General features: G+C 66.8%; 30 protein-coding genes. 19 read left to right on the top strand and 11 right to left on the bottom strand.

The genetic code is table 11. The features are described from left to right. The first annotated feature begins 61 nt into the window (after positions 1 to 61). Entirely contained in the window at positions 62 to 940 is an 879-nt protein-coding gene (locus NA10_RS04710; RefSeq protein ID WP_067563766.1) for an ABC transporter ATP-binding protein, read from the top strand. Then, positions 937 to 2,142 (top strand): ABC transporter permease, encoded by a 1,206-nt coding sequence (locus NA10_RS04715; RefSeq protein WP_067563769.1) that lies wholly within the window; start codon positions 937 to 939, stop codon positions 2,140 to 2,142. Before NA10_RS04710 ends, NA10_RS04715 begins: the two co-directional genes overlap by 4 nt. 16 nt (positions 2,143 to 2,158) lie before the next feature. Here NA10_RS04715 and NA10_RS04720 read toward each other — a convergent pair whose 3' ends face one another. Further along, positions 2,159 to 2,704: a hypothetical protein gene (locus NA10_RS04720; protein ID WP_157556044.1), complete on the bottom strand. Its 546-nt coding sequence runs from the start codon at positions 2,702 to 2,704 to the stop codon at positions 2,159 to 2,161. Between the two features lie 142 nt (positions 2,705 to 2,846). Here NA10_RS04720 and NA10_RS04725 point away from each other — a divergent pair, with 142 nt between their 5' ends. Beyond that, positions 2,847 to 3,302, top strand: coding sequence for a DUF4333 domain-containing protein (locus NA10_RS04725; protein WP_169812521.1), 456 nt, complete (start codon positions 2,847 to 2,849; stop codon positions 3,300 to 3,302). Positions 3,303 to 3,321: 19 nt separating this feature from the next. On the opposite strand, the gene rox is transcribed toward NA10_RS04725, so the two are convergent. Continuing rightward, the gene (gene rox / locus NA10_RS04730; protein WP_067563776.1) at positions 3,322 to 4,755 is read right to left on the bottom strand and encodes a rifampin monooxygenase; all 1,434 of its coding nucleotides are present in this window, start codon (positions 4,753 to 4,755) and stop codon (positions 3,322 to 3,324) included. 148 nt (positions 4,756 to 4,903) lie between these two features. Next, positions 4,904 to 5,737, bottom strand: coding sequence for an alpha/beta fold hydrolase (locus tag NA10_RS04735; RefSeq protein ID WP_067563779.1), 834 nt, complete (start codon positions 5,735 to 5,737; stop codon positions 4,904 to 4,906). Positions 5,738 to 5,961: 224 nt separating this feature from the next. Here NA10_RS04735 and NA10_RS04740 point away from each other — a divergent pair, with 224 nt between their 5' ends. Both NA10_RS04740 and NA10_RS04745 read left to right on the top strand, forming a co-directional pair. Then, a complete protein-coding gene (locus tag NA10_RS04740) occupies positions 5,962 to 6,291 on the top strand; it encodes a MerR family DNA-binding protein (protein WP_067563782.1) in 330 nt (109 codons plus the stop codon). Continuing rightward, positions 6,270 to 7,004 carry a TetR/AcrR family transcriptional regulator gene (locus NA10_RS04745; protein WP_067563785.1) on the top strand — a complete coding sequence of 245 codons (735 nt, stop codon included), beginning with the start codon at positions 6,270 to 6,272 and terminating at the stop codon, positions 7,002 to 7,004. Before NA10_RS04740 ends, NA10_RS04745 begins: the two co-directional genes overlap by 22 nt. A gap of 39 nt (positions 7,005 to 7,043) precedes the next feature. Here the strand turns inward: NA10_RS04745 and NA10_RS04750 are convergent, their stop codons facing one another. Continuing rightward, positions 7,044 to 8,033 (bottom strand): AurF N-oxygenase family protein, encoded by a 990-nt coding sequence (locus NA10_RS04750; RefSeq protein ID WP_067563787.1) that lies wholly within the window; start codon positions 8,031 to 8,033, stop codon positions 7,044 to 7,046. 135 nt (positions 8,034 to 8,168) lie between these two features. Between NA10_RS04750 and NA10_RS04755 the strand changes: the two genes are divergently transcribed. Further along, the gene (locus NA10_RS04755; RefSeq protein WP_067563790.1) at positions 8,169 to 8,774 is read left to right on the top strand and encodes a TetR-like C-terminal domain-containing protein; all 606 of its coding nucleotides are present in this window, start codon (positions 8,169 to 8,171) and stop codon (positions 8,772 to 8,774) included. 7 nt (positions 8,775 to 8,781) lie between these two features. Here the strand turns inward: NA10_RS04755 and NA10_RS04760 are convergent, their stop codons facing one another. Then, entirely contained in the window at positions 8,782 to 10,017 is a 1,236-nt protein-coding gene (locus NA10_RS04760; RefSeq protein WP_067564000.1) for an epoxide hydrolase family protein, read from the bottom strand. Between the two features lie 93 nt (positions 10,018 to 10,110). Between NA10_RS04760 and NA10_RS04765 the strand changes: the two genes are divergently transcribed. The 3 genes from NA10_RS04765 (at position 10,111) to NA10_RS04770 (ending at position 12,567) form a co-directional block, all read left to right on the top strand. Beyond that, positions 10,111 to 11,328: a site-specific integrase gene (locus tag NA10_RS04765; RefSeq protein WP_067563792.1), complete on the top strand. Its 1,218-nt coding sequence runs from the start codon at positions 10,111 to 10,113 to the stop codon at positions 11,326 to 11,328. 50 nt (positions 11,329 to 11,378) lie between these two features. After that, complete coding sequence (locus tag NA10_RS36415) at positions 11,379 to 11,543, top strand: hypothetical protein (RefSeq protein WP_157556048.1); 165 nt, start codon at positions 11,379 to 11,381, stop codon at positions 11,541 to 11,543. Positions 11,544 to 11,805: 262 nt separating this feature from the next. Beyond that, on the top strand, positions 11,806 to 12,567 hold the full coding sequence (locus NA10_RS04770) for a dienelactone hydrolase family protein (RefSeq protein ID WP_067563795.1): 762 nt from the start codon (positions 11,806 to 11,808) through the stop codon (positions 12,565 to 12,567). Positions 12,568 to 12,738: 171 nt separating this feature from the next. On the opposite strand, the gene infA is transcribed toward NA10_RS04770, so the two are convergent. From infA to NA10_RS04790, 4 genes are all read right to left on the bottom strand, one after another. Further along, the gene (gene infA, locus NA10_RS04775; RefSeq protein ID WP_067563798.1) at positions 12,739 to 12,963 is read right to left on the bottom strand and encodes a translation initiation factor IF-1; all 225 of its coding nucleotides are present in this window, start codon (positions 12,961 to 12,963) and stop codon (positions 12,739 to 12,741) included. Beyond that, entirely contained in the window at positions 12,960 to 13,754 is a 795-nt protein-coding gene (locus tag NA10_RS04780; RefSeq protein WP_067563801.1) for a GNAT family N-acetyltransferase, read from the bottom strand. The genes infA and NA10_RS04780 overlap by 4 nt, the downstream gene beginning before the upstream one ends. 193 nt (positions 13,755 to 13,947) lie before the next feature. Further along, on the bottom strand, positions 13,948 to 16,122 hold the full coding sequence (helR, locus tag NA10_RS04785; RefSeq protein WP_067563803.1) for an RNA polymerase recycling motor ATPase HelR: 2,175 nt from the start codon (positions 16,120 to 16,122) through the stop codon (positions 13,948 to 13,950). A 139-nt stretch (positions 16,123 to 16,261) separates the two neighbouring features. Then, complete coding sequence (locus tag NA10_RS04790; RefSeq protein WP_067563806.1) at positions 16,262 to 16,483, bottom strand: hypothetical protein; 222 nt, start codon at positions 16,481 to 16,483, stop codon at positions 16,262 to 16,264. A gap of 183 nt (positions 16,484 to 16,666) precedes the next feature. On the opposite strand from NA10_RS04790, the gene NA10_RS04800 reads away from it, so the two are divergent. From NA10_RS04800 to NA10_RS04820, 5 genes are all read left to right on the top strand, one after another. Further along, positions 16,667 to 17,026, top strand: coding sequence for a hypothetical protein (locus NA10_RS04800; protein ID WP_157556050.1), 360 nt, complete (start codon positions 16,667 to 16,669; stop codon positions 17,024 to 17,026). 87 nt (positions 17,027 to 17,113) lie between these two features. Then, positions 17,114 to 17,548, top strand: coding sequence for a hypothetical protein (locus NA10_RS04805; RefSeq protein WP_067563814.1), 435 nt, complete (start codon positions 17,114 to 17,116; stop codon positions 17,546 to 17,548). 31 nt (positions 17,549 to 17,579) lie between these two features. Further along, positions 17,580 to 18,206 carry a class I SAM-dependent methyltransferase gene (locus NA10_RS04810; RefSeq protein WP_067563816.1) on the top strand — a complete coding sequence of 209 codons (627 nt, stop codon included), beginning with the start codon at positions 17,580 to 17,582 and terminating at the stop codon, positions 18,204 to 18,206. Next, positions 18,146 to 19,465: a glycoside hydrolase family 1 protein gene (locus tag NA10_RS04815; RefSeq protein WP_067563819.1), complete on the top strand. Its 1,320-nt coding sequence runs from the start codon at positions 18,146 to 18,148 to the stop codon at positions 19,463 to 19,465. The genes NA10_RS04810 and NA10_RS04815 overlap by 61 nt, the downstream gene beginning before the upstream one ends. Positions 19,466 to 19,611: 146 nt before the next feature. After that, on the top strand, positions 19,612 to 20,946 hold the full coding sequence (locus tag NA10_RS04820) for a family 1 glycosylhydrolase (protein WP_067563822.1): 1,335 nt from the start codon (positions 19,612 to 19,614) through the stop codon (positions 20,944 to 20,946). 6 nt (positions 20,947 to 20,952) lie between these two features. Here NA10_RS04820 and NA10_RS04825 read toward each other — a convergent pair whose 3' ends face one another. After that, positions 20,953 to 21,627 carry a MerR family transcriptional regulator gene (locus tag NA10_RS04825; RefSeq protein WP_067563825.1) on the bottom strand — a complete coding sequence of 225 codons (675 nt, stop codon included), beginning with the start codon at positions 21,625 to 21,627 and terminating at the stop codon, positions 20,953 to 20,955. A 101-nt stretch (positions 21,628 to 21,728) separates the two neighbouring features. On the opposite strand from NA10_RS04825, the gene NA10_RS04830 reads away from it, so the two are divergent. From NA10_RS04830 to NA10_RS04845, 4 genes are all read left to right on the top strand, one after another. Beyond that, positions 21,729 to 23,453 (top strand): GMC oxidoreductase, encoded by a 1,725-nt coding sequence (locus tag NA10_RS04830; RefSeq protein ID WP_067563828.1) that lies wholly within the window; start codon positions 21,729 to 21,731, stop codon positions 23,451 to 23,453. A gap of 85 nt (positions 23,454 to 23,538) precedes the next feature. Further along, the gene (locus NA10_RS04835; RefSeq protein ID WP_067563830.1) at positions 23,539 to 23,820 is read left to right on the top strand and encodes a hypothetical protein; all 282 of its coding nucleotides are present in this window, start codon (positions 23,539 to 23,541) and stop codon (positions 23,818 to 23,820) included. Next, the gene (locus NA10_RS04840) at positions 23,817 to 24,164 is read left to right on the top strand and encodes a hypothetical protein (RefSeq protein WP_067563833.1); all 348 of its coding nucleotides are present in this window, start codon (positions 23,817 to 23,819) and stop codon (positions 24,162 to 24,164) included. Before NA10_RS04835 ends, NA10_RS04840 begins: the two co-directional genes overlap by 4 nt. A gap of 156 nt (positions 24,165 to 24,320) precedes the next feature. After that, positions 24,321 to 24,743, top strand: a complete 423-nt coding sequence (locus tag NA10_RS04845; protein ID WP_245677032.1) for a GNAT family N-acetyltransferase — start codon at positions 24,321 to 24,323, stop codon at positions 24,741 to 24,743. A gap of 323 nt (positions 24,744 to 25,066) precedes the next feature. Here the strand turns inward: NA10_RS04845 and NA10_RS04850 are convergent, their stop codons facing one another. Beyond that, on the bottom strand, positions 25,067 to 25,546 hold the full coding sequence (locus NA10_RS04850) for an HAD family hydrolase (RefSeq protein ID WP_067563838.1): 480 nt from the start codon (positions 25,544 to 25,546) through the stop codon (positions 25,067 to 25,069). A 209-nt stretch (positions 25,547 to 25,755) separates the two neighbouring features. On the opposite strand from NA10_RS04850, the gene NA10_RS04855 reads away from it, so the two are divergent. Beyond that, the gene (locus NA10_RS04855) at positions 25,756 to 26,319 is read left to right on the top strand and encodes a DUF2599 domain-containing protein (RefSeq protein ID WP_245677034.1); all 564 of its coding nucleotides are present in this window, start codon (positions 25,756 to 25,758) and stop codon (positions 26,317 to 26,319) included. The last annotated feature ends 35 nt before the right edge of the window (positions 26,320 to 26,354 follow it).

Here is a 26,354-nt window from a genome sequence, read left to right on the forward strand (position 1 = left end):
TCTCGCCGCAGGTAGCGCAGGGAAGACTGATCGGTCGGCCTAGGAGTGCAGGGGAGAGTTCATGCTGGAAGTTGCGCATTTGGTGCGCCGATTCGGGGACAATGTCGCCGTTGATGATGTGTCGTTCAGTGTTCGGCCGGGTGCGCTGACGGGGTTCGTCGGCGGTAATGGCGCGGGGAAGACCACCACCATGCGAATGATCATGGGGGTGCTGGCCACTCATGGTGGTGAGGTTCGGTGGCAGGGGCATGCGGTGACCGCGGCGGATCGGCGGTCGTTCGGGTATATGCCCGAGGAGCGCGGGCTGTATCCGAAGCAACCGGTGCTCGATCAGTTGATCTATCTGGCACGGCTGCGCGGACTGGCTGCCGCGGAGGCCAAGCGGCAGGCGCAGTCGCTGCTCGAGCGATTCCAGCTCGGTGATCGCGGTAGGGACAAGTTGGAGTCGTTGTCGCTGGGTAATCAGCAGCGTGTGCAGATCGCGGCGGCGGTCATCACCCATCCGACCGCGTTGATTCTGGACGAGCCGTTCTCCGGCTTGGACCCGGTGGCCATCGAGTCCATGGCCGAGCTGCTGGGCGAGTATGCGGCGCAGGGTGTTCCGGTGCTGTTCTCCTCCCATCAGCTCGATCTGGTCGAGCGGCTCTGCGATCATCTGGTGATCCTGGCCAAGGGCCGGGTGGTGGCGCAGGGGGCGGCCGTCGAGCTGCGCAGCACCGGGCCTGCGCGCTATCGGCTGGGTGTCACCGGTGACACGGGCTGGCTCGACACTTTCGCGGGTGTGAATGTGCTGGAGCGCAACGGTTCCGGCGTACTCCTGGAATTGACCGGCGCGAGCACCGATGAGCTGCTCACCGCGGCGCTGGCGCACGGTTCGGTACGGGAATTGGCCGAGGTGCGGCCGTCGGTGTCGGAGATCTATCGAGAGGTGACCGCATGACCCGCGAAACCCCGCCGGCCGCAGTCGATTCCGCGCCCGCCGGGGTATGGCGGATTGTCGCCGCCCGGGAGATCGCGGTGAAGCTGCGCGATCGCAATTTCCTGGTTTCCACGATTCTGACGGTGGTGGTGATCGTCGCCTCGCTGTCCATCAGCGCGTTCATGGGCAGTCGGGCGACGACCGTCGATGTGGGCATTGTCGGCGAGGATGCCGCGCCGATCGTCACCGCGGCGAGCGCGCTGGCCGACAGCGCGGACAAGAATGTCACCTTCACCGCCCGCCGGGTCGCGGATGCGGGCACGCTCGAACAGCAGGTCGAGGACGAGACCGTCACCGTCGGGCTGCTGCCGGACGCGAATGGCTGGCGATTGATCGGCAAGTCCGCGAAGAACGATGACGCCTCGACCTATCTGACCGCGGCCGTGCGGCAGATCACGGTGCAGCGCAATGCCGTTGCGGCCGGAACCTCCATCGAACAGCTCTCGCGCGGCAGTGCGGTCGGCTACGACCTGATCGACGAGGCGGCCGTCGATCCGGCGCTGGCCAAGGTGGTGACGATCGTCTTCGCCTTCCTGTTCTATCTCTCGTCCATCCTGTTCGGCATGGCCATCGCGCAGAGCGTGGTGGAGGAGAAACAGAATCGCATTGTCGAGATCCTGGCCAGCGCGATTCCATTGCGCCAGTTGCTGATCGGCAAGGTGGTGGGCAATACCGTGATGGCCTTCGGACAGTTGATCCTGTTCGGCGGAGCGGGCCTGATCGGTCTGGCGGTCATCGGCAAGGGGGATCAGGTCACCCAGATCGCCGGGGCCGCGGGCTGGTTCATTGTTTTCTTCGTTATCAGCTTCCTGGCGCTGGCAAGTCTGTGGGCGGTGGCGGGGGCGCTCGCGACCCGCAATGAGGATCTGCAATCCACCTCGACTCCCCTGTCGATGTGCATCATGCTGGTGCTGTTCGCGGGCATCTTCCTCACCGGCACCGGCCGGGTGATCGCCTCGTACGTACCGATAGTCAGCATTGTGGCCATGCCCGGCCGCCTCGCCGATGGCTCCGCGCGGTGGTGGGAACCCTTCATCGCGCTGGCCATCACCGCGGCCGCCACCTACGGCATCGTGGTGATCGCCGAGAAGCTCTACCGCCGCTCGCTCATGCAGACCCAGGGCCGTCTCACCATCCGCCAGGCCCTGCGCGTGGAGGATTAGGCGGGCGCGTGGAGGATTAGGCGGCCCGGTTGGTTTCGACGGTCACCGCGGTTCCGGCGAGTTTGTCGGCCGAGGCGGCGAAAGCGCGCCCGAGTGCGACATATTCCGCGGTGCCCGCCGCGGACTGCTCGTACGCGCCGAGCCGGGCCGCGGCCGAGGCGAATACGACGGCCACGATCACCTTGATCGGGGCCACATCCCACGGCAACGGGTACGGCCCGTCCTCGGAACCCCCGCCGGGGAAGGGCCCCGGCCACGGCCAGCACGGCCACCGGGTGCCGCATTCCTGCCAATCGAGGGTGATTCCGGTGATGTAGTCCACGGCATCGGCCGGGGCCGAGTTGACCGCGGTGTTCAGCGCGAGGGCGGTGCGGACATCGCCGTGCGCGAGCTCGGCCACTCCCGCCAGGAACTCCAGGCCCGGCGGGATGGACTGGGACTCGCTGCTCACCCGTTCCGAGGCGGTGAGCCGCTTCTGACGCGCCGGGCCGCACGGCGCGATGACTTCCCAGATCTGTGGATGCAGTCTGGCGGCTATGGCGAGTAACTTGCTGTAGCTCATGACGATCACTGCTCCTGTGGTGTGCTCCGACCTCCAGCGTCGTCCCACCCCACCCGCGTGTATCGAGTAGCGAACTACGCGAATCGGACTGATCTGCGTGACCATGTCCCGCCGGCGCCCGCGCACCGGAAGGATCATGGGCGTGAGTCACTCCTTGCCCTCGTCACGCCATCCGTCGAACATGCTGCTGGTCGTCGCCTCCGTGTGCGCGATCGCCGTCTCCGGTCTCATGTTGATCGTGGTCCTGGTCCGCGCCACCGACGGCGGCACCGCTCCGGCGAAACCCGCTGCCGCCCAGCCTCAACCGCAGGCGCAACCCCAACCGGTGGCGCGGCCGCAGGTGGAGCCGCCCGCGGCGCAGAGCCTGGCCCCACACGAAACCCGGCTCGATTCCGCAGCCGTGGAGGCCTCGATCGGGACGATGCTGCGCAGCAGCTACGGGATCACCGATGTCGAGAATGTGCACTGCCCGGTGTCGATGCCCGCGCGGGCGGGCGCGATCTACGACTGTTCCCTGGTCGTCGGCGGCGAGAACAAGGATGTATCGGTCCGGGTGACGACCCGGACGGGCAGCTACGAGGTCAGTCGGCCGTCCTGACGCCGAAAGCCGTACCGGGTCAACTGTTTTCGGCAGCGTTGCCGAACCACCTCGGCAGGTGATCGAGCAGATCCCGCTGATCCTCACCGACCCAGACCACATGACCGTCCGGTCGCAGCAAGACCGCGGGGGCGTTCAATTCCTCACTCAGGTCGACCACATGATCGACGCGATCGGCCCAGCCCGCGACCGAGAGCCGGCCGGTCTGATCGAGCAGCAGGCCGCGCCCGGAGTGCATGAGCTCGTAGAGGCGGCCGTGCTTCAAGGCGATGTCCCGCAACCGTTTTCCCAGCAGCGGGTCGCCCTCGCCGAAGTCGTAGCGGATGGACAGGGCGGTGATCTTCTCGGTCAGGAACCGGGTCACCTCGTCGAAATCCATCAGCTCCGAGACCAGGCGGCGTACCGCCAGGGAGTCCGGATCGGCGGACATGAGCACCTTCTGCGCCCGCGTGTTGTCCAGGACATCGGCGGCCACGGGTCGCCGTTCCTGCTCATAGGTGTCCAGCAACGTCTCCGGGGCCCAGCCGTTGACCTGCGCGGCCAGTTTCCAACCCAGGTTGAACGCGTCCTGGATACCGAGATTCAGGCCCTGCCCGCCCATGGGCGGGTGTACGTGCGCGGCGTCGCCCGCCAGCAGCACCCGGCCGACCCGGAATTGATCGGCCAGGCGGGTGCCGTCACCGAAGCGCGAGAGCCAGCGCGGTGAGTGCACCCCGAAGTCGGTGCCCGCGGTCGCCATCAACTGTCGCTTCAGCTCGTCGAGGGTCGGCGGAGTGGTGCGGTCCTCGGCCACCTCGGCGGCGGGGACCACGATGCGATAGCGGCCGTCGCCGACGGGCCCCGCGCCGAAGAACAATTGGGTTTTGCGGATCTCGGTCATGATCGCGGTGATGGTGTCGGGATCCGCGGTCAGCTCCGCCTCGGCGAGCAGGTAATTGGACCGGCTGGCCTCACCGGGGAACCCGATATCGAGCAGTCCGCGCACCGTGCTGCGGCCGCCGTCGCAGCCGACCAGATAGCGCGAGCGCAGCTCGGTGCCGTCGGCCAGGTCGACGGTCACGCCCCGATCGTCCTGGCGCACTCCCACCACCTCGGTGCCGCGCCGGATCTCGGCGCCGACTTCGATGGCATGTTCGGTCAGCAGGCGTTCGGTGACGGGCTGATGGATGCTCAGCACGTACGGATGCGAGGTGTCCAATCGCTCCGGCTGCGGTTTGGCGATGCCCGCGAAGAATCCGCGCAGCGGAAACTTCTGCCCGAACTCGAGGAAACGGTCCAGTAATCCGCGCTGATCCATCACCTCGATGGTGCGCGCGTGCATGCCCAGCGACCGGACGATCTCGGTCGGCTCCGCCTCCTTCTCCAGGATGAGCACACCGACACCCTGCAATCGCAGTTCGCTCGCCAGCCACAATCCGGTGGGACCGCCACCGGCAATGATCACGTCGATCATGAAACCCCCATTCGACTCAGAAATCCGCAGGTACCGACTTCGGCTGGAGATTCTGCACCGTCCCCCGGGGCTTGCCGCAAGCCCCGGGGTGCGATATACGTTGAAAGGGGAAGGGAAGAATTACCCGACTCGCCCTCGGCCTCAACATTCAGCCTTCCGCATTCTTCGCGGCGAAATCCAGCAGATCCGCGGTGAGTCGCGCGCCATGGGTCAAATACAGCCCGTGCGGAGCGTTTTCATAGATCGTCTGGGTGCAGTCGGGCAGCAACCTCGTCAGCACGTGCGCTGACATCTCCGCCGTGACCGAGGCGTCGGTATCGCCGTGGATGATGAGCGTGGGCACAACGATGGCGGGAAGTTCGGCGCGGAAATCGGTTTCGATCACCGAACGATTGCAGGCCAGCAGCGCGTGCAGCGGAACGCGCATCATGGTGTCCAGGGTCCAGTCCTGAACCCGCCGGGAGACATCGCAATTGGGGAGACCCACGCCGAAGTAGGCGGGTCCGTTCGCATCGAGCCACGCCCCGAAATCGTTGTTCCAGGAGTCGCGGATCTCGGCCACCGCGGCGGCGGGCAACCCGGCCGGATTGTCCGGGGTGCCGAGCATGAAGGGCAGGACCGCGCCGATGAGGACCTGTCCGCGCACGCGAGCGCTGCCGTGGCGGGTCAGATAGCGGGTGATCTCACCGGTGCCCATGGAATGGCCGACCAGGATGACGTCGTGCAGGTCCCGATGGGCGAGCAGGGCATCGAGATCATCGGCCAGGGTGTTGTAGTCGTAACCGTGTCCGGGATCGTCGGAGCGGCCGTGCGAGCGGCGGTCATAGGAGACGACCCGATAGCCGTTCTCGACGAGTTGCCCTGTCTGGTACTGGAATTCGCTGCTGTCCAGACCCCACGCGGAGCACAGGACGATCGGGCGGCCGGTACCGCGATCACGGTAGAACAGCGTGGTGCCGTCGTGGGATTCGAGGAAAGGCATTGGGGGTGAGTCCTTTTCGTATCGGGCGACCGTTTCGGCCGCTGCGATAAGACTCGACCCTCCCACCACGGGAGAGTCAACAGCCGGCGCCGGGACGAACTCTCCCCGTGGAGGAGACAGCACAATGGTGGGCACGCTGTCGATCGGGATTTCGCACGCGCCACCCATATGACCGTCAAGTCGCTACGGCACTATTACCAGATCGGCCTCTCGAGCCCGCGGGCGTGGACGCCGGTACCGGATATCGGCACTACACCGCCGGACAGATTCCGATCGCCCAGGTCATTCGGCGGTTCCGGGATCTGGATATGCCGCTGGAGGAGATTCAGGCGGTGCTCAGCGCACCCGATCTCACCGCGCGCAATGAGCGCATCACCGCGCATCTGGCCCGGCTCGAGGACGAATTGACGCGCACCCAGCGGGCGGTCACCTCACTGCGGAATCTGCTCCGACACCAGCCGCTGGCGGAGCCGAGGTGGGGCGGCCGGTGTTCCGCATCGGGGCCACCCATCCGGTGCCTTAGACTCGGCGGATGTCCCGTGCCGACTCCGTAGCGCCCGCTCTCGGTGGTCGGCGGGCACGCTGGGTTCCGCACAATGACGAGCGCCGCGAACGCATAATCGCCGCAGCCATCGAACTTCTCGATGAGAACGCACCCGGGGTCGAGGCCCCGATGCAGCAGATCGCCGAACGCGCCGGGCTCGCCAAATCCGTGGTGTACCGGCAGTTCTCCGGGCGTGACGATCTGGATCGGCAGGTGCGCTCGGCAATCTGCGCCGAATTCGCCGCCACCGTCGATGCCGCGCTCGATATCGGGGCGGGGTCGATTCGGGTGATTCTGGTGCGCGCGGTCGGCGCGGTGGTCGACTGGATCGCCGAACATCCGCGCCGCGACGAATTCGTGCGACGCGGGCCCGGGGTCGACGATCCCGACAATCTCTCCGCCATGGTCGGGTTGCAGGCCGAGATCGCGGGCCGGGCAAGGCAATTGGTCTCCGGATTGGCCGGGGTGGTCGGTGTCGCGGACGAACCCGCCATCGACACCATGACCTTCGCCATCGTGACCATGACCGAATCGACGGTGAACCGCTGGACCCGCGACCCCGCCCCGGCGCTCACCCGCACCCAATTGGTCACGGCCGTAGCCGGATACGCCTGGAGCGTGCTGGACGGTGTGGCCCGCGAACACCAACTCACCCTCGACCCGGATCGGCCGTTGCTCACGGTGCTGAGCGAACTGGCGGCGGGTGACACCGCGCACAGCTGACACCGGCATCGCGAGCGACGTCCGTCCGAGGCCGCCGGGTCAGGCGCTGCGGCGGTCGGGTTCGCTGCGGTAGCGCGAGGGTGGGCCGTCGATGTGCAGGCGGGTCCAGAGTTGCCGGGCGATGGGGTTCATGAGGCCCAGGTCGCGGGCGAGGGTGCGCATATCGCCGAAGTAGCCGGAGAGGATGCGGCGGGAGTTGGGTGCGTCCCAGAAGGCTTCGCGCATCACGTGTTCGGGGATGTCGAAGCGGCGGGCGAAGGATTTGGGTGGGGTCATGATCTCGCCGGCGAGCCAGCGCATGGCGAGGGGGAAGGCCACCGAGCACACGGCACGGCTCGCGGTGCCCATGCGGGAGATGTGGGCGGTGAGGAAATCACCGGCGAAGGAGATGTGGCGGGCCTCCTCGGCAATGTGAATCTCCATGGTGCGCAATACCGCCGGGGGGACATTGCCGCCCTGGCGGATGAGGGCCTTCTGGTAGTGGTCTATCGGCTCCTCACCGCCGAGCACGCCGATGAAGAGGATCACGTGCGCGTATCCGCCCGCGACCCCGATGAAGGGGGACAGCATGCGGAACAGCGGGCGCATACCGGGGACGTCCACGCCGATGCGGTTCACCAGTTCCTGGAACATCTGGATGTGATTGCACTCCTCGGTCATTTCGTGGAGGCAGTAGCGGAACTCCGGCGAACCGTTCGGGAGCTTCATGATGTACTGCATCATTCCGCGAATCAGCACGCTCTCGAACGCCGCGCCGACCTTGATGACATTCGCGATGCGCCAGCGCCCGATCTCGATCTGACGCTCGAGGGGCAGGTTGCGGTACCAGTCGGTCGCGCCCAGCGGATCGTATTCCGGGGCCAGCACCCAGCGCGGATCATTGGGATCCAACTCGAATTCCGGTGCGTCCCAATCAATATCGAGATACGGATCGAATTTGCGGTGTACCGACCCCTCGGACAGGGTCGCCAGGGCCGCACGGTACTCGGCGTCGAAGAAGTCGGTGCGAACCGAATCTGACAGCGTCATCGATGTCTCCTCAGGCGATCGGCGGCACGTGAGCCACCCCACAGTTGGAGGATATATGGGACTCCGAGTCCCACACAATACCGGCCCGTTGAACATGTCGATACGCAACCGTTCCGGCTCGTGTAATCTCGGGCCATGCCGACACCCTCCACTCGCCGCTCCCCCGGCGGTCCGGTACTCCAGGATGCCCTGACCGACGCGCTCGCGAACGCGTTCTTCCAGGAGCTCGCGGCGGTCGGCTACGGGCGACTGTCCATCGAGGCGGTGGCCCGCCGGGCGGGTGCGGGCAAGGCCGCGGTCTACCGGCGCTGGTCCTCGAAACAGGCCATGGCCGTAGACCTGATCACCAAGGCCGCGGTCGCGGCCGCCGAGGTCCCCGATACCGGATCGGTGCGCGCAGATGTGCGGGCGTATCTGGCCGCGGCGGCCGAAGGGCTTCGACATCCGCTCGCGTCCAAGATCATTCCCGATCTGCTCGCGGAGGCGGGACGGGAGCCCGCGCTGGCGACCGCCCTCGCCGACGGCGTCGGCGGGGCGCGCCGGGAACGCGCCGCCGCACTCCTGCGCCGCGGTATCGACCGCGGCGAGCTACCGGGCGATCTGGATATCCCCCTCGCCCTGGATTTCCTTGCGGGACCGCTCTATTGGCGGCTCACCGTCGTCAACGTCCCGTTGGAGTCCAGTTACCTGGACGATCTCACCGCGATGCTGCTGAGCGCGTTCCGGGCGATCGACCGCTGATTCCGGATCAGCGGCGGCCGCGGAAGGTGCGGCGCAGGTCGGCCACCCACTCATCGGGGATCTCCCACGGTATGAAGTGCCCGCCGTAGTCGTGCGCGGTGAGGTTGACATGGTTGTACCAGGGGGCGCGATCCGAGCGCAGGAAATGCTCGACCCGGCCCTCGGTGGTGACACCGGGCGGGTTCTCGTGGGCGACGAAGGTGATGCCGGTGGGGGCCTCGATCACCGGGTGCCGATCATGCTCGGGTGTCCAGGGGTAACGATTGTGGTTGGCGTACACCCGAATCGAGGTGCCGATCGAGTTGGTCACCCAGTAGATGGTGGCGTGGGTGAGCAGTTCGTCCTTGGTGAAGACGGTTTCGATATCGCCGTGATTGTCACTCCAGGCGGTCCAGCGTTCGAGGATCCAGGAGAGCATGCCCGCCGGTGAATCGGACAGTCCGTGCGCGAGCGTGCTGGGGGCGAGCATCTGCGCGGCGAGGTGGACGGCGAAACGCTTCTCCAACTCCAGGATTCGGGCGTGGACCTCGGGCGCGAGACCCTCGGGCAGCGGCCGGCCGCCGGTGATGTCCCAGGCGCGGTCGCCGTTGAACATGTCCAGGCGCTGGCCCGAACCGATGTGGATCCCGTAGAGCTCGTCGGCGTATTTATGGCCGAGCTGGCCGGTGACCAGTGCGCCCACATCGCATCCGGCGGCGGCGTACTTCTCATGCCCCAGCACCTCGGTCATGAGGGTGTGCCAGATATCGGCGACCTTCCAGAAGTTGAGGTCGGGGCGATCGGGCACGGGGGTGGAGAAGCCGAAGCCGGGGAAGGATGGGACGATCACGTCGAACGCGTCCGCCGGATCGCCACCGTGCGCGGCCGGATCGGCCAGCGGGTCGATGACTTTGGACCAGTGCCAGAAGGTCCAGGGCCAGCCGTGCGTGAGAATCAGCGGCTTCGGGTCGGGCCCGACACCGGGTTTGCGCATGAAATGCACCGGCACGCCGTCGATTTCGACCCGATAGTGCTCGTAGGCATTGATCTCGGCTTCGGCGGCGCGCCAATCGAACTCGCGCTGCCAGTATTCGACCAGCTCCCGGAGGTAGTCGCGCGGTACGCCGTAGAACCCGTCCTTATTGCCCGCGTCCTCCGACCACCGGGTCAGCGCCAGGCGCCGGCGCAGATCGTCCAGCACCTCATCGGGTACGTGAATCGGCGGCTGCCGCAAGGGAAGTGAACGGCCGGGCTCGATGGTCAAGATCGCCTCCTGGGATGCCACGGGATATCGCCACCCGACGATACTGGCGCGCGTTTCGGCGGGGGCGGCGACCGGTGCCGTAGGGTCGAGCCCATGTCCGCCGACAGTGAATCGCACGCGCGGGGCGCGGTCATCGCGGTGCCCGATGCGGTGCGCACCGAATTGCGCCGGGGAGTGCGCAGTGTGCTGGTGGATACCGCTGCGCTGCACCTGGTTCGGGAACGCTTCGACGATGAGCAGGCCGGATCGCTGCGCCGTTATCTCGAGGCATCGCAGTCGGCGAATACGCTGCGCGCCTATCGCACCGATTGGATCGCCTGGGCGGCCTGGTGTCTGGCCGAATCCCGGCAGGCGCTGCCCGCGGATTCCCTGGATGTGGCGGTGTATCTCGCCGCGGCCGCCGACGCGCGCCGCCCGAATGGTGAATGGGCTTTCAGCGCAGCCACTTTGGAACGCAAATCGGCGGCATTGGCCGCGGTGCACGCCGCCAACGGTCTGCCGTCGCCCACCCGCGCGGATGTGGTGCGCCTGACCCTGCGCGGTATCCGCCGCACCCGCCGCACCCGGCCCAAGCGCAAGCGCCCGGTTCTGCTGCACACCCTGGATCAGCTGCTCGCCGAACTTCCCGAACCCGGCTGGCCCACCGAACCGGCCCGCCGCCGCGACACCCTGCTGTTGCTCGTCGGCTTCGCGGGAGCCTTGCGCCGCAGCGAGATCGCGAGCCTGGCCATCACCGATGTCCGCGTCGACACCGACCACACCAGCGGCGAACCGCTGCTGCTCATCCACCTGCCGACCACCAAGACCGATCCGACCGGCATCACCGGCCAGCGCGTGGCCCTGCCCCGGGGCCAGCGCCCGCACAGCTGCCCGGTCTGCGCCTTCGCGGATTGGATTCGCCTGCGCGAACACCATATCGCCGATCCGGCCACCCTCCCGGCGTGGCTGGCCGCGAACCCCGCCGACTCGCGAATCCACCGCTGCCACGGCTTCACCGGCACCACCCTGACCGACCCGAACCTCCCGCTCTTCCCATCGATCTCCCGGCACGGCGGCATCGCGCAGGCCCCCATGTCCGGCCGCGCGGTAGCCGAATTGGTGAAACGCTACGCCGCGCGCGCCGGTCTGGATCCCGACCTGTTCTCCGGCCACTCGCTGCGCGCGGGCTTCGCCACCCAGGCCGCCCTGGGCGGCGCCAGCGACCGCGAGATCATGCGGCAGGGCCGCTGGTCCAATCCCCGCACGGTGCACGGCTACATCCGCACCGCGAACCCCTTGGAAGACAACGCGGTAACCAAACTCGGCCTGTGACCCGGAAATTGGGATGAATTGCGTTGAATGCAACACTGCACATTGTCGCTATGAACGCTGCGCCGCAGGCCACAGCCATCATCACCGAAGCCGTCCAACCTGCCGGACGCATCAAGCTCGGTGCGATGCCGGCCGAGTTCTGGCGCGAGAACCCATTGACCGACGAAGAACACGCCGCACTCAACAACCGCGACCGCACCCAGCCGAACCAATGACGTTCGACAAGTAGTCATCACCGGGTTCGTGCACTACCGGGGGATTCAGCGAGTGACATCTGTCCTGACCGGTGGCTACGATGTGAGGCGATGACTACCGGGACGGCGTTGCGCCACACACGGATGGGTTACCCGGCGCTGTTCTGAGCGCTGTGCGGGCCGGTGTCGGCCCGCTTGTCGATCGAGGATCTTGCGGTAGTGCGCGGGCTCCGCCTTCGTCGTGTTGATCACGGGACTTCAACTACGACAGAAGGATTCAACGATGACGACAACGCACGGTATGTCGGTTGGCGTGCAGACGCCCGATGGTGTCGCCGACGCGTACCTCACCTGCCCCGACGATGGCGCCGCCCATCCGGGAGTGCTGGTGATTCAAGATGGCTTCGGACTGCGGCCCAGCCTGCGATCGCTGGCCGATCGTATTGCCGCCCACGGCTACACGGTCCTGCTTCCGAACGCTTACTACCGGCATGGGCGGGCACCGGTAATCGAGCTGCCGGACTTGATCGACGCGCCGCAGCGGCCGGAGATCTTCCAGCAGGTCTTCCCGATGATCCGCGAGCTGACACCGCAGCTCCTGCGTTCGGACGCTGGCGCTTACCTCGCGTGGCTGACAGCCTCGCCGCAGGTCGCCGAGGGAAAGCTTGGCCTCACCGGCTACTGCATGGGTGCGCGGCTAGCGGTAATGATCGCGGCTATGTTCCCCGATCGGGTCGCGGCGGTGGCCGGTTTCCATGGCGGGCCACTTGTCACCGATACCCCGGACAGTCCGCACCTGGCCGTGGGAAACATCAGCGCGGAGCTGTATTTCGCCCACGCCGGCGACGACGACCACATGACTTCGGAACACATCACGCAGTTCGACAAGGCACTCGCCGCCGCCGGCGTCCGCCACCACACCGAGGTCTACGAGGGAGCCCAGCACGGCTTCACCCAGGCCGACACTTCCGCCTACGACCCCGAAGCGGCCGAACGGCACTACCGCGAACTGCTAGCCCTGTTCGACCGCAATCTGGGGAAGTAGCAGAGAAACTCCAGCAAGATCCGGCGGGGCGGCGCCGCCACCGGCATACCCGATCGCCCGCGGGTATGCCGGTGGGGGTGCACTCATCGGTCCGATGTTCGAGGACCGCACCCCGCTGCGGCTGGCCGAACTACTCGAGGAGCGGATCGGTGGCTTCCAGCCGCCGACCGCTCATGTCCGATAGCGGAACAGGATTCGCCCCCGCGCCAGGTCGTACGGACTGAGCTCCACCAGCACCCGATCGAAGGGCATGATCTTGATGTAGTTCTTCCGTATCTTCCCGCTGATATGCGCGAGCACCAGGTGCCCGTTGGCCAACTCCACCCGGAAGGTGGCGTTGCGCAGACATTCGGTCACGGTGCCCTCGATCTCGATGCCCTTGCTCGTCTTGGTCATGGCAGCACCAGTTCCAGATTGCCGCCGACGCGCCGCGCGCCGATCCCGTCGAACAACGCCGTTGCCGCGGTGTTGGATTCGTTCACCTCGGCGTAGGCCGGGCCGATCTCGTCCCGATGCAGTGCGCCCAGCGCGTGCGCCAGCAGCGCCCGCGCCACACCGGTGCGCTGTGCACCGGCCAGGACCGCGATCAATCCGATGCGCGGTTGCCGAGCCGCCTGCACGACGCGAATGAGGCCGACATACCTGCCCATTCGCACCGCGACCGCGTATTTGGACGGATCGACAATGGTGTCGCCGTCCGCCCGGCAGAGCACTTCGGCGGGCATATCGCACCAGCCGAAGCTCGCCTCGACCTCCGCGCGGATCGCCCGATCCAGTTCGCGCAGTGGATCTTCCGCCGCGGCACCGGCGGCCACGATCGTGATCCCCGGTGCCCGAACCGAATCGAGTCCGGTGACCGCCGGATCGGTGGGCACCGAATACTCCCACTCGCGCCGGCCCGGCACGAAGCCCGCCCGCCCCCACCCCGCGATCAGGTCGGTCTCGACCTCGTCCACCACGGTGTGCAGCGGTCGCGACAGGTCGGCCCGCATCGCGGTGGCGAGCTGGTCGAATACGGTGGCATGCCAGGCGTCGACGCTGACGAAGAGCCGTCCATCGGGCCGCGCGGTCACATCGGAGGTGCCGACCACCCGGCCGTGCACCTCGGCCTGCCATTCGGAATCGGATACCCGCGTGATGACGGCGGCGGGTGCGCCTGTGTCGAACGTGAAATGTTGTGAGTACATGGTTGTCGCCTTTCGGGAGTGCCCTGTGCAGGCGCTCCCCGGCGACAACTACGACGTTCGCCCGACCGTGACGGCGAGGGGGAGCACCCATTTCGATGCAGCGTTCATGGGTCTCACCTCCTCGCACGATGTCACGGTCCCGACAAGCTATCAGCCCGACCGGCCGACCGGCGAATTCTTTTCCGGCGACCCCTCACCGGCCGGGAGTGGTGAGGAGTACGAGTTGCTGTGTCGCCCTGGTCATCGCGACATAGCGGTCCACTGCTCCCTCGATGCCGTCGCCGAAGTTCTCCGGATCGACCACGACCACCAGATCGAATTCCAGGCCCTTCGCCAACACCGGTGTGAGCGAACGGATTCGAGCGGTGGGACGGAAGGCCGGGTCGCCGATGACGCAGGCGACGCCCTCGCCCTCCTCGTGTTCGGCCTGCCAGGTGTCGAGGATGGCTGGCAGGTCCGCGGTGGAGCCGTGCAGGACCGGGATTCCGCTGCGGCGAATCGAGGTCGGGACATTGGCGTCGGGCAGCGCGGCCCGGATGACGGGTTCGGCCTCGGCCATGACCTCCTCGGGGGTGCGGTAGTTGACGGTCAGGCCCGCGATGGTGATGCGGTCCAGGCCGACGCGTTCGAGGCGTTCCTGCCAGGTTTCGGTGAAGCCGTGCCGGGCCTGGGCGCGGTCGCCGACAATGGTGAAGCTGCGAGAAGGGCAGCGCTGCAACAGCATCTGCCATTCCGCATCGGTCAGCTCCTGCGCCTCGTCGACCACGACGTGCGCGAAGGGTCCGGCCAGGACGTCCGGGTCTGCGATGGTGAGCGCGCTCTCGTCGACCAGATGGTCCTTGAGGTCCTGCTGGCGCAGCATGGTCATCAGACCCTCGCCGTCGTCGTGGACGGCCGAGGCGATGAGGTCGCCGATGACCTCGTCCATCCGGGCGCGTTCGGCGGCGACAATGGCCGCGTTGCGGCGTTTGGTGCGGGCCGCCTCGGGGTCGCCGAGCCGCCGTCGCGCCGCGTCCAGCAGCGGCAGGTCCGAGGTGGTCCAACGCTGGGAGTCCTTGCGCTGCAACGCTTGTACTTCCTCGGGAGTCAGCCACGGCGCACACATGCGCAGGTAGGCCGGGACCGACCACAGATCGCCGACCAGGTCCGCCGCCTCGATCGACGTCCACGAGTTGTTGAGGGCGGTGCGCAGTTCCCGGTTCTGCCGCAACGACTCCAGCAGCGCTCCGGGCGGGATGTCCGCATCGTGTTTCTCGGCGAGGATCGCGAACAGCACCTCCCAGATCTGTTCGTGCGCTTCGTTGTGCGGGGTGCCGGGTTCGGGGGCTTGGAACGCCTCGGCCCAGTCCTCGGGGCTGAGCCAGACATCGGCCCAATCGGTCGAGACCGTCATTCCTTTCCTGGGCGGCTGCTCATAAAATTCGACGGCCTTGTCGATCGCCCGCACCAGATCGGCGGAGGACTTGAGCCGCGCGACTTCGGGATCGGTCTCGGCGATCGCCTGCGCGCCCTCGGCCACCAGGTCGCGCAACGTGCACGACCGCACACCCTCCTCACCGAGGTTCGGCAGGATATCCGCGACGTAGGACAGGTACGGCCGATGCGGGCCGACGAACAACACCCCACCCTTGCGATGTCCCAGGCGCGGATCCGCGTACAGCAGATAGGCCGAACGGTGCAGTGCCACAACGGTTTTACCGGTACCGGGTCCGCCGTCGACCACCAGCGCACCCTTGGATCCCGCGCGGATGACGGCATCCTGATCGGCCTGAATGGTGCCCAATACATCGCGCATACGGGCGGATCGATTGCTACCCAGGCTCGCGATGAACGCCGACTGATCGTCGAGGGCGGCATCGTTTTCGAAGCCGTCGGCGGTGAACACCTCATCCCAGTAGTCGCTGATCCGCCCGAGCGTCCAGCGGTACCGGCGGCGGCGCACCAAACCCATCGGATTGCCGTGCGTCGCGGCGAAGAACGGTTCGGCCGCCGGGGAACGCCAGTCGACCAGCAGTCGATCCCCCAGGCTGTCGGTCAACCCGAGCCGTCCCACGTACACGGGCTCGTCCGCGCCCTCGGCGAGGAAATGTCCCAGGCACAGATCCAGGCCGAACCGACCCAGACCGCGCAGGCGCGCGGTCAGCTGACGGACCTCCTGATCCCGCTCCACCGCCTCCTGTCCCAGTGAGACAGGCGCCTTGCGCACGACATCGAGGCGTTCGGTCAATTCCGCTTTGGATCGTTCGAGGCTCTCGGCGATGGCCGCGAAGCGCACGCGGTCGTCACCGATCAGCGCCGGGTCGGCTTTGGCGGCGAGGCGGTCCGGCAGATTGAACGCGTCGATGGTCACAGGGCTCGCGTCTCCCAAGGCAACTCCTCATTTCCGCAGGTTCTGGCTTCGATGAGCGATTCTGCGGCATCACCCGGGTCTTGCCGCAAGCCCCGGGGTGCGATATAAGTTGAGAGTGGGAAGGAGTTCTACTCCTTCCCATCGCCATGTCCGGGACCTACCGGACGCCCTCGGATGCGCTTGCGCGCTCCAGCCATTCGGCGAGCAGGTTGCGTTCGGCCTCGGTGAGCGCGGGGATCCTCGGCGCGAGGGTTCGGAAGGCCACGATCGCGGCCGTGGTGTCGTCGGACGCGAGCGCGGGCATATCGGTGAGGATCGCGCGCATGACCGCGTCGTACATGGCGTCGGCGAGTTCGGGGTCGCGCTGGCGCGGGGGCATGGACAGCGGGGTCAGGATCGCACCGGTTCCGGCGGCTCGAATGAGTTCGACCGCATCTTCCGCGCCGCGGTGAATTCGCCACCACCACAGCCGATCTGGCCGCCATCCTGGGGCGTCCCGCCCGATCGGCCCGTACGGTTCTGGCGGAAATCGTCACCGCCGACTAACGCTATGCTCTCCGCCATGGGTAGGAACTCCGCGGTTTGCTTCTTGTTCGCCGCCACCATGGCCGTCGCCGGATGCGACAGTGTCAGCGGTCTGGACACCGATGCACCCGAACCCGCAGGCACTACCACCGTGACGCCCACGACCACCGCCCGGCCGACCATCGCCCCGGCGGTCCCCGCTCCCCCGGTGGTCACCACGACCGTCCCGGTGACCACGACTCCCCGCACCTCGGTGACCACCACCGCCACCCCGCTCACCTCGTGCACCGGGCGGGATACGACCGATCCGCTCGAAGACTGCGGCATCGAATCGACCGAGTCCACCACCGTGACCCCGACCAAACCCCGCACCACCACGAGCGCGAACGCCGAATAACCAGCTTGGCGCGCAGCAAACTTTCGGCGGATTCGTAATGTAAAGCTGTCCTTGACAAGAGAATTCGCGTAAAGGCAGCATTTACATATGAACGACGCTCAGCACAGGGATCCCGCCGATGAGCGGGCGGTCCTGGCGAAACTCCTGTCCACCAATGCCGAATTCCTCGCCGAGGTGCTTCGTCCCGCGCAGGGCGCACCCGTCCCCTCGGTCATGGCCGCACTGCGCGCGGCGCGCAGCCTCGACAGTGTCGTCGACGATGTGCTGCGCTCGCTGGTGCAGCAGGCACGGGATGAGGGACGCACCTGGGCCGAGATCGGGGAGATCTTCGGCACCTCACGCCAGGCGGCGTTCCAGCGCTTCGGCTCCGGGGGGATGCCGCTGCCGCCCATGCCGCCGGCACCCACCTTCCCCAAGATGCCGGATATGCCGCCCATGCCGGAAATGCCGAAGGCCCCGCCGATGCCGCATATTCCGGGCTGGCCGCCCACCCCGCCCATGCCCCCGCATCCGGGCTCCTGATTCTGCTGCGCGCGTGGGGGTTCCGCCCACGATGACCCAGCTCCCGCCCGACCGGCAGCGCCGACTGCTGTCCGCCGCGCGCTGTCGCTACGCCGAGGACCGGCTCGCGGAGGCGATCACCGGGGGTATCTCCCAGTTGGTTCTGCTCGGCCCGGCATTGGATACCTTCGCCCGGCACAATCCGTATCCGGGGCTCCGGGTGACCGAACTGACCGACGCGCAATTCGCTTCGGCGGCAACGGGGTTCGATGTGCGTGAGCCCGCGTTTCTGATCCGGCTCACCCGCGCCGCCGTGCCGGTGCGCACCGGTTCCGGCGATCGAGGGCCACTCGCGACGACGCTGTCGCGAGTGCGAGACTGCGCGGCGGGAACCGAGATCGTCCTGGACTATCTGCCCGAGCGCGATCCGCTGCTGCCGGACCTGCTGGACGACACGGGGTTCGAGGTACTGGAGGATCTGGGTGCGGCGGCATTAGCCTCGCGCTATCTCGACCGTCCGGTCGAAGGGTATTCCGGCGAACCCCGTGTGCTCCGGGCACGGGTTCGCCATAATTCCGGACACCCGCCCAGTTCTGTCGAATCCGACCGAGGAGATCCATGCGCCCGCATTCCCGCAGGCACGCGCTCGCCGCCCTGGCCGCCGTCGCCACCGCACTGATCGCGAGCGCCGGTCCGGTCCGGGCGGATTCGACCGATCTGCCGAGCCTGGGCGAGGGCTTCTACTGGGGCGTGGCCGCCGCCGGATTCCAATCCGAAGGCCATGCGCCGGACAGCAATTGGCTGCGGTACGCCACCGCGCACGCCGATTACGGTCACTACGGCGACAGCGTCGACTTCTATACCCGCTACGCCTCCGATATCGCCCTGGCCAAGGATCTCGGGGTCAACGTCTATCGGATCAGCATCGAATGGGCACGGGTGCAACCGCAGCCGGGAGTATGGGACGAGGCCGGATTCGCCTTCTACGACAAGGTGATCGCCGCCATTCGCGCGGCGGGCATGCGACCCATGCTCACCCTCGACCACTGGGTCTACCCGGGCTGGGCGGCCGATCGCGGCGGCTGGGCCAATCCGGGCATGGTCGATGACTGGCTGGCCAATATGCGCAAGGTGGTCGACCGGTACGCGGGCGATGATCCGCTGTGGGTCACCATCAACGAGCCCATGGCGTACATGATGAACGAGGTGCGCAATGGCGGCCTGCCGCTCACCGAGGTGCCCGCCATGCAGGATCGACTCGCCGCCGCGCACAACGCCATCTACGACCACATCCATCAGGTGCAGCCGGGCGCGATGGTGACCAGCAATGTGGCCTACATTCCGGCCGCGGACGCGTTGGTGAACGGGCCGATGCTCGACAGGATCGGAGCCAAGCTCGATTTCATCGGCATCGACTACTACTACGGCATGTCCCCCGAGGTGCTGACCCAGTTCACCGCGTTCGCGCAGTCGGCGCTGTGGAAGCTCCCGCTCCAAGCCGACGGCATCTATTACACGCTGCGGCATTTCGCTCAGCTCTTCCCCGGCAAACCGCTCTACATCGTCGAGAACGGTATGCCCACCGAGAACGGGCAGCCGCGTTTCGACGGCTACACCCGCGCCGACGATCTGCGCGACACCATGTATTGGATCCAGCGCGCCAAGGCCGACGGCATGAACGTCATGGGCTACAACTATTGGAGCCTGACCGACAATTACGAATGGGGTTCCTACACACCCCGTTTCGGGCTGTACACCGTCGACGTGCTCACCGACCCGGCGCTGACCCGGCGGCCCACCGACGCCGTGGACGCGTACCGGCTGATCACCCGTACCGGCGGAGTGCCCGCCGCCTATCTGCCCACCCGCGCGCCCGCGACCTGTTCGCTGGTGGACGCGGTCGAGAGTTGCACCGATCCGGTGACCCTGCCGCGCTGAGCCGCCCGCGCGCTCAGCGCGGGTAACGCAACATACGTCACATCCGCACCATGCGACACGCATGTTCGTGCGCGAATAATGAGCTATCTGCCAGTTACGCTCCGATTCGGGACATTCCGACCACTCGTCCCGGAACAGGAGTCCCGATGCGCACACGGCTGCACCGTCTCGTCCTGACCGGGATCGCGGCGGCGACAACGCTCCTACCCGTCACCGCGGTCGGTTCCGCGACCCCGCCCGCCGCCACCTCGGCCGCGCACGGATCACTCGGCGAGAACTTCCTGTGGGGGGTGGCGGCCTCGGGCTTCCAATCGGAGGGCCATGCGCCGGACAGCAATTGGCTGCGATACATCCAGAACAATCCGGACTGGGACAGGTACCGCAACTCCATCGACTTCCGCTCCCGCTACCCCGGCGATATCGCCCTCGCGGCGGGCCTGGGCGTGAAGGTCTTCCGTATCGGCATCGAATGGGCACGACTGCAACCCACCCCCGACACCTGGGACGAACAGGGCTTCGCCTTCTACGACTCGGTCGTGGACACCATTCTCGAGAACGGCATGCAGCCCATGCTGACCCTGGACCACTGGGTGTATCCGGGGTGGGCGCTGGACCGCGGCGGCTGGAACAACCCGGGCATGGTGCAGGACTGGCTCACCAATATGAAGAAGGTGGTGGACCGGTACGCCTCGCGAAATCCGGTGTGGGTCACCATCAATGAGCCGGTCGCGTACATCATGCACGAGGTGCGGCAGAACGATACCATCGCCGATCGGATGCTCGACGAGGTCGCTCAGGCGCACAACCAGATCTACGACTACATCCACAAGGTGCAGCGCGGGGCGCTGGTGACCAGCAATGTCGGCTATGTCGCGGGTGCGGAGTCGCAGGTCAACGGGCCGCTCATGGATCGCATCGGCGAAAAACTCGATTTCATCGGCATCGACTACTACTTCGGGGTCGAGCCGCCCAAGTCCAATGCGGTCGCCCTGCCCGACGGCTCGGCCGCCGCTCCCAAGGGGATGTGGGATCTGCCGGTCCGGCCCGAGGGCATCTACTATGCACTGCAACACTATTCGGAGAAGTTTCCGAACAAGCCGCTGTGGGTGGTGGAAAACGGGATGCCCACCGAGGACGGCAATCCGCGCAAGGACGGGTACACCCGCTCGGATCATCTGCGCGACACCGTGTACTGGCTCCAGCGGGCCAAGGGCGAGGGCGTCAACCTGGTCGGCTACAACTACTGGAGTATTACCGACAATTACGAATGGGGTTCCTACACACCGCGTTTCGGACTCTTCACCGTCGACGCCAAGGCCGATGCGAGTCTGACCCGGATCCCCACCGAGGCCGTGGACACCTATCGCCGGATCGTGGCCTCGAACGGAGTGCCCTCGACCTATGTGCCCGTGCGCGGCCCGTCCGATTGCGCGCTCGTGGATCCCCCGGCCAGCTGCGATGACCCGGTGACGGTTCCCTAGGTGCGCTCAGTCGTCGAGTTCGCGGACCGCGCGCTCGATTTCCGCGACCAGGGTCGCACCGCCCACCTCGCGGGCGGCGGCCCGATAGCGTTCCTGGAAGCGAATCAGGTCCGGGCGCACGCCTTCTCCGCCGTAGCTGGTGCCGACCGCGTCGCGGAAGGCGCGCACCATCTCATCGGCCAGATCCGCGATACGGGTGCGGATCAGGGTGCGCAGGGTGCCCGAGAGGGAGATATCGGTGCCCACGTCGTAGAGCACGAGCGCGCCGGTGAGCATCGCGGGTTCGGGGATGTGCCAGCGCTGACCGTGCGGTTGCACATAGCCCGCGCTGATCAGCTCCTCGAGAATCTCCGGGCGGCGATCACCGAGCACTTCGGAGAGTTGCTCGTCGTCGATGATCGAACCCGCCTCTGTAGCCGCGTAGCGCGGGTCGAACAGCTCGCGCCAATCCCCGTCGGGCGGGACCTCGGCCTCGAAGACCTCGCGGATGGCGTCCAGGCGCAGACCGCGCGCCTGCATGGCCGCGATGGCGCGCAGTCGCTCCACATGGTCTTCGCCGTAGACCGCCTCCTTGCCCGCGCGTCCGGGCTTGGGCAGCACGCCGAGCGAGTGGTAGTAGCGGATGGTGCGTGCGGGCACCCCGCTGAGTTCGGCGAGCTGGGAGCGGCTGTATCGATCCACGCGAACAGCATAGATACCGCAACCCGGTCACGTTGACAGTGGGAACTGTCCGCGTTAGCGTAACCGCCGCCACACTGTCGACGACGACAAGGGAGTTTGTGATGAACCGACGCGAGACCGACTTCGATGTACTGATCGTCGGGTCCGGCTTCGGTGGCAGCGTCACCGCGTTGCGCCTCACCGAAAAGGGTTATCGCGTCGGGGTATTGGAGGCCGGTCAGCGCTACGCCGATGACGAACTCCCCGAGACGAGTTGGGATCTGCGCAAATTCCTGTGGGCGCCCAAACTGGGCTGCTATGGCATTCAGCGGATTCATCCGCTGCGCGATGTGCTGATTCTCGCGGGCGCGGGCGTCGGCGGCGGATCGCTGAATTACGCCAATACGCTGTATGTGCCGCCGCAGCCGTTCTTCGAGGACGCGCAGTGGAAGGACATCACCGACTGGCGTGCGGAGCTGCTGCCCTATTACGAGCAGGCGCAGAAGATGCTCGGAGTGGTCGAGAACCCGCATATGACGCCCGCCGATGAGGTCTTCAAACAGGTTGCCGAAGATATGGGCGTCGGTGACACCTTCGTGCAGACTCCCGTCGGGGTGTTCTTCGGGGAGGCCGGTAAGAAGGTCGCCGATCCGTACTTCGGTGGGGCCGGGCCCGAGCGCACCGGCTGCATCGAATGCGGTGAGTGCATGACCGGATGCCGTCACAATGCCAAGAACACCCTCGTGAAGAACTATCTGTATCTGGCGGAAAAGGCCGGGGCGCAGATCATTCCGATGACGACGGTATCGGCGGTCAAACCCTTGCCCGATGGCACCTGGGATGTGAATACCGTGCGCACCGGGAGCTGGTTCCGCAAGCAGCCCAAGACCTATACCGCCGGGCATGTGGTGCTCGCCGCGGGAACCCGGGGGACACAGCAGCTGCTGTTCGCCATGCGTGATCAGGGCACGCTGCCCGGGCTGTCGGATCGGCTCGGAGTACTCACCCGCACCAATTCCGAATCGATCGTCGGTGCGGCCACGCGCAAGGTGAATCCGGATATCGACTTCACGCGCGGGGTGGCGATCACCTCCTCGATTCATCCGACCGCGGACACCCATATCGAACCGGTGCGCTACGGCAAGGGCTCCAATGCGATGGGCCTGTTGCAGACGCTCATGGTCGATGGCGGCGGGCGGATTCCGCGCTGGCTGCGATTCCTGCTGACCGTGCTGCGGCATCCGCTGACGCTATTGCAGTTCATGTCGGTGAAGAACTGGAGTGAGCGGACCATCATCTCACTGGTCATGCAGCATCTGGACAATTCGATCACCACGTACACCAAGCGCGGATTGTTCGGGCGCAAGCTGACCTCCAAACAGGGGCACGGCGAACCGAATCCGACGTGGATTCCCGCGGGCAACGAGGTGACGCGCGCGGTAGCGGCGAAGATCGGCGGCGTGGCCGGTGGGTCCTGGGGTGAGGTGTTCAATATTCCGCTGACCGCACACTTCCTCGGCGGAGCGGTGATCGGGGCCGATGCCGCGAGCGGTGTCATCGATCCGTACCACCGGGTTTACGGTTACCCGACTTTGAGCGTGGTCGACGGTTCGGCGGTGTCGGCGAATCTCGGGGTGAATCCGTCGCTGACCATTACCGCCCAGGCCGAGCGGGCGGCGGCGATGTGGCCGAACAAGGGTGAAGTCGATACCCGGCCCGCGCCCGGCACCGGATATCGGCGCATCGCGCCGGTGCCGCCGAACCGGCCCGCGGTGCCCGCCTCGGCCCCGGCCGCGCTGGTGTTGCCGATCGTCGAGATCCGCGGCGGCACGAGCGAATCCGCCTGATTCGGCTCACTTTCGCCTCGACCCCCGATTCCGCGCCCGGAATCGGGGCTCGAACTGCGAAGATGCTCGTTGTATTCTCATAGGTGTGGGTTATGAGTGGCTGCTCTCGGCAGCGATGAACCTCAATGGCGGTCTGACCACCGATGAGGTGCTCCGGGCACTGGCCGACGCACCACGCCGCTGGGTCCAGGCCGTGTTCACCAAGAACGGCGCACCGGGCCTGTCGGTGTGGACTCGTACCCCGGCCGGGACTCCGATACTGGTGGTCCTGCGCCCATTGGGCGGATTCGATCATCAGATCGTCTACGCGGCCCCGATGACACCCGACCAGGTGACCGCTTTCGAGGAATGGGAGGCGAACCAATGAGCAAGCGCCACAACGAGTATCGCGACCTCGCCGAAGCCGAGGAACTCGCCGCCGCCGCCGCCGCGGGCGAACTGATCTTCGGCGCGACCATCGCCGCCGACGAGGTGCTCCCCCCGCCCGCCGCCGTCCCCGACTCCGCCGAGGACACCCTGGTCGTCACCACGGTCCGCCTCACCGTCCGCCAGCGCCGCCGCGCCGAGGAGATCGCCCGCAAACGCGGCACCGACCTGTCCTCCCTCCTGCGCGGCTGGGTGGACGAGGGCATAGCCGAGGACAGCGACGACTACGCCGTCTCCGCCGCCGAGGTCAAGCGCCTCCTGGCGGGCCTGCGCCGCATCGCCTGATCACCGACGGCGATTCCCGCACCCACCAACGGATTCCCGCAGTATCCACCGCTCCACCGGGCCACATTCCGGACCGGATATGACGGCATCATGCTCGACGCCCGCTGCCACAAATTCGCGTGAACAACCCCGCAGCGCACCGCTAGCATCGCGATCGTGACGGCGATAACGGACGAATACGAGATCGACACCGATACCGAGCGGATCGACGTGGCATTGGTCCACCACTGGTTGTCCACCGACGCCTACTGGGCCCTGGGCCGCGAACAGGAGGTCGTCGAGCGCGCGGTACGCGGATCATTGAACTTCGGCGTGTACGACCGAGCCGGAAACCAGGTCGCCTACGCCCGAGTAGTCACCGACCTCACCACCTTCGCCTGGCTCTGCGACGTCTACGTGGACCCGCGCCACCGCGGCGCCGGCCTCGGACTCCGCCTCGCCGCCGCGGTCCGCAACCACCTAGCCCATTACAAGATCAAACGGATAATGCTGGCCACCCACGACGCCCACGCCCTCTACGCCAAAATCGGCTTCGTACCCTTACCCGACCCGGAGAAGTGGATGGTTCTCACCGAGTAGCTTCGATGCCCTATTTCAGCGTACTTCCTCCTGAGATGGATAGGGGCCGTTGATATTTCAGGGACGGAAGGCGTGGGGGTGGTGCCGAATTGTGCGGTGAAGCGGTCGGCAACGGTGCGGGGCCGCACCCTTGTCTCGTCTGTCCCGAAGGCCGATGCCCCGTGCGAGCCCTCCGCAAAGGAGCGTTGTGGGTATGGACGAGGCTTTGAAGCGGCTCGAACAACTTCGATGGTCCGCGGTGATGCGGTCGACTCGGTGACACCGTCCGGCCGCGAACAGTGACACGGATCGGCGATGACCCGGGTCACAGCCTCGCGAAACTCTCAGCGAGCGTGGATGTGCACGAAACCCATGGGGGACGTCGGGGGCGGGACCGTGCCGACGGGGGCGCGGAATTCCTGCAGGGCGGGCAGGACGTCCACGTGCCGGGCCGCGTAGCAGCGGACCTGCGGCAGGGCGTGGGCGACCTCGGTGCGTTCGAGGGGTTCGGCGTCGATGTAGCCGACCTGCTCCAGGTCCACGCCCAGGGTGTGGGCGATGCGGGTGATGGCGGCGGATTTCTTGCCCCAGCCGACCTCCACCACGGCGAATCGGTCGTGCAAGCCGTGTTTGCGCAGTTGCGCGACGGTCCAGGCGAATTCACCGCGACTGGCCACGGCGTGCATGACACCGCGTTCGCGCAGAATGCGCAGTGCGCGCACCGCGTCGGCGCGCAGTGCGCCATCGGTCGAGTCGCAGACCACGCCGTCCCACAGGGAGTTGTCCACCTCCCAGACAAGACATTTCACTGTCGGTGTGTTCATCCTGCCCCTACAGTCTCCCAGCCTTCCCTCGCCGCGCGCGGGCGCGCTCGGGACGGCAACCACATCCGGTACCACGGGTCCGGGACGCCTCCCGCTTTCACGGAACCGCCCGGCCGTGACATCGTAGGTGCCGTCTGGGCCAATGTGCCACCGCTGGCAAATCCGCGACACCGCGGTCCGGGCGCCGATGATGCGAACATGATGACCCGATGACCGTGGTTGACATGGCCCGATACGATTCCGGGGAACGGAAAGGGGCGCGACCGATGCGGCAGCGCTGGAAACTATCGGGTGGCTTGCTGGCACTGGCGGTCTCGCTGAGTGGTTGCGGGGCGGCCGAAGAGTCATCGCCGGTTATCGTCGGCTCGTTGAGCCCGCTCACCGCGGCACCGGCCACCACCGCGACCGGACAGCCCATCGCCGATCCGACGCTCTCGCCGGCGCCCCCGGTCGACACCTACGCCGATCAACCGCTCATCGATCGCACCGAATGGACCGATGCGGTGGACGGCCGCCGACTGCTGGTCTACCCGACCGAGGCGGGCCGCAAGGACACCTTCCCGTCCGCGGGCGAACGCGCCTGGCAGGAAGTGCTGGTCGACTCCCCCGATGCCGACACACCCGGTATGCGTGACCAATTCATCTGTCACTGGGAGTGGGCGCGCCTGGTGCGGCCCGATAAGCCGAGCTGGAATCTGGAGCCGTGGCGCCCGGCGGTCGGCTATCAGGAGACGGTGAACGCGCTGTGCAATCCCGGCGGCCCCGAACGCTGAGCGTCGTTTCCGGCGGTACCGAGCCGGTGCCCGAA

The sequence above is a fragment of the Nocardia acidivorans NBRC 108247 genome, from assembly GCF_001625085.1.
Taxonomy (GTDB): Bacteria; Actinomycetota; Actinomycetes; order Mycobacteriales; family Mycobacteriaceae; genus Nocardia; species Nocardia acidivorans.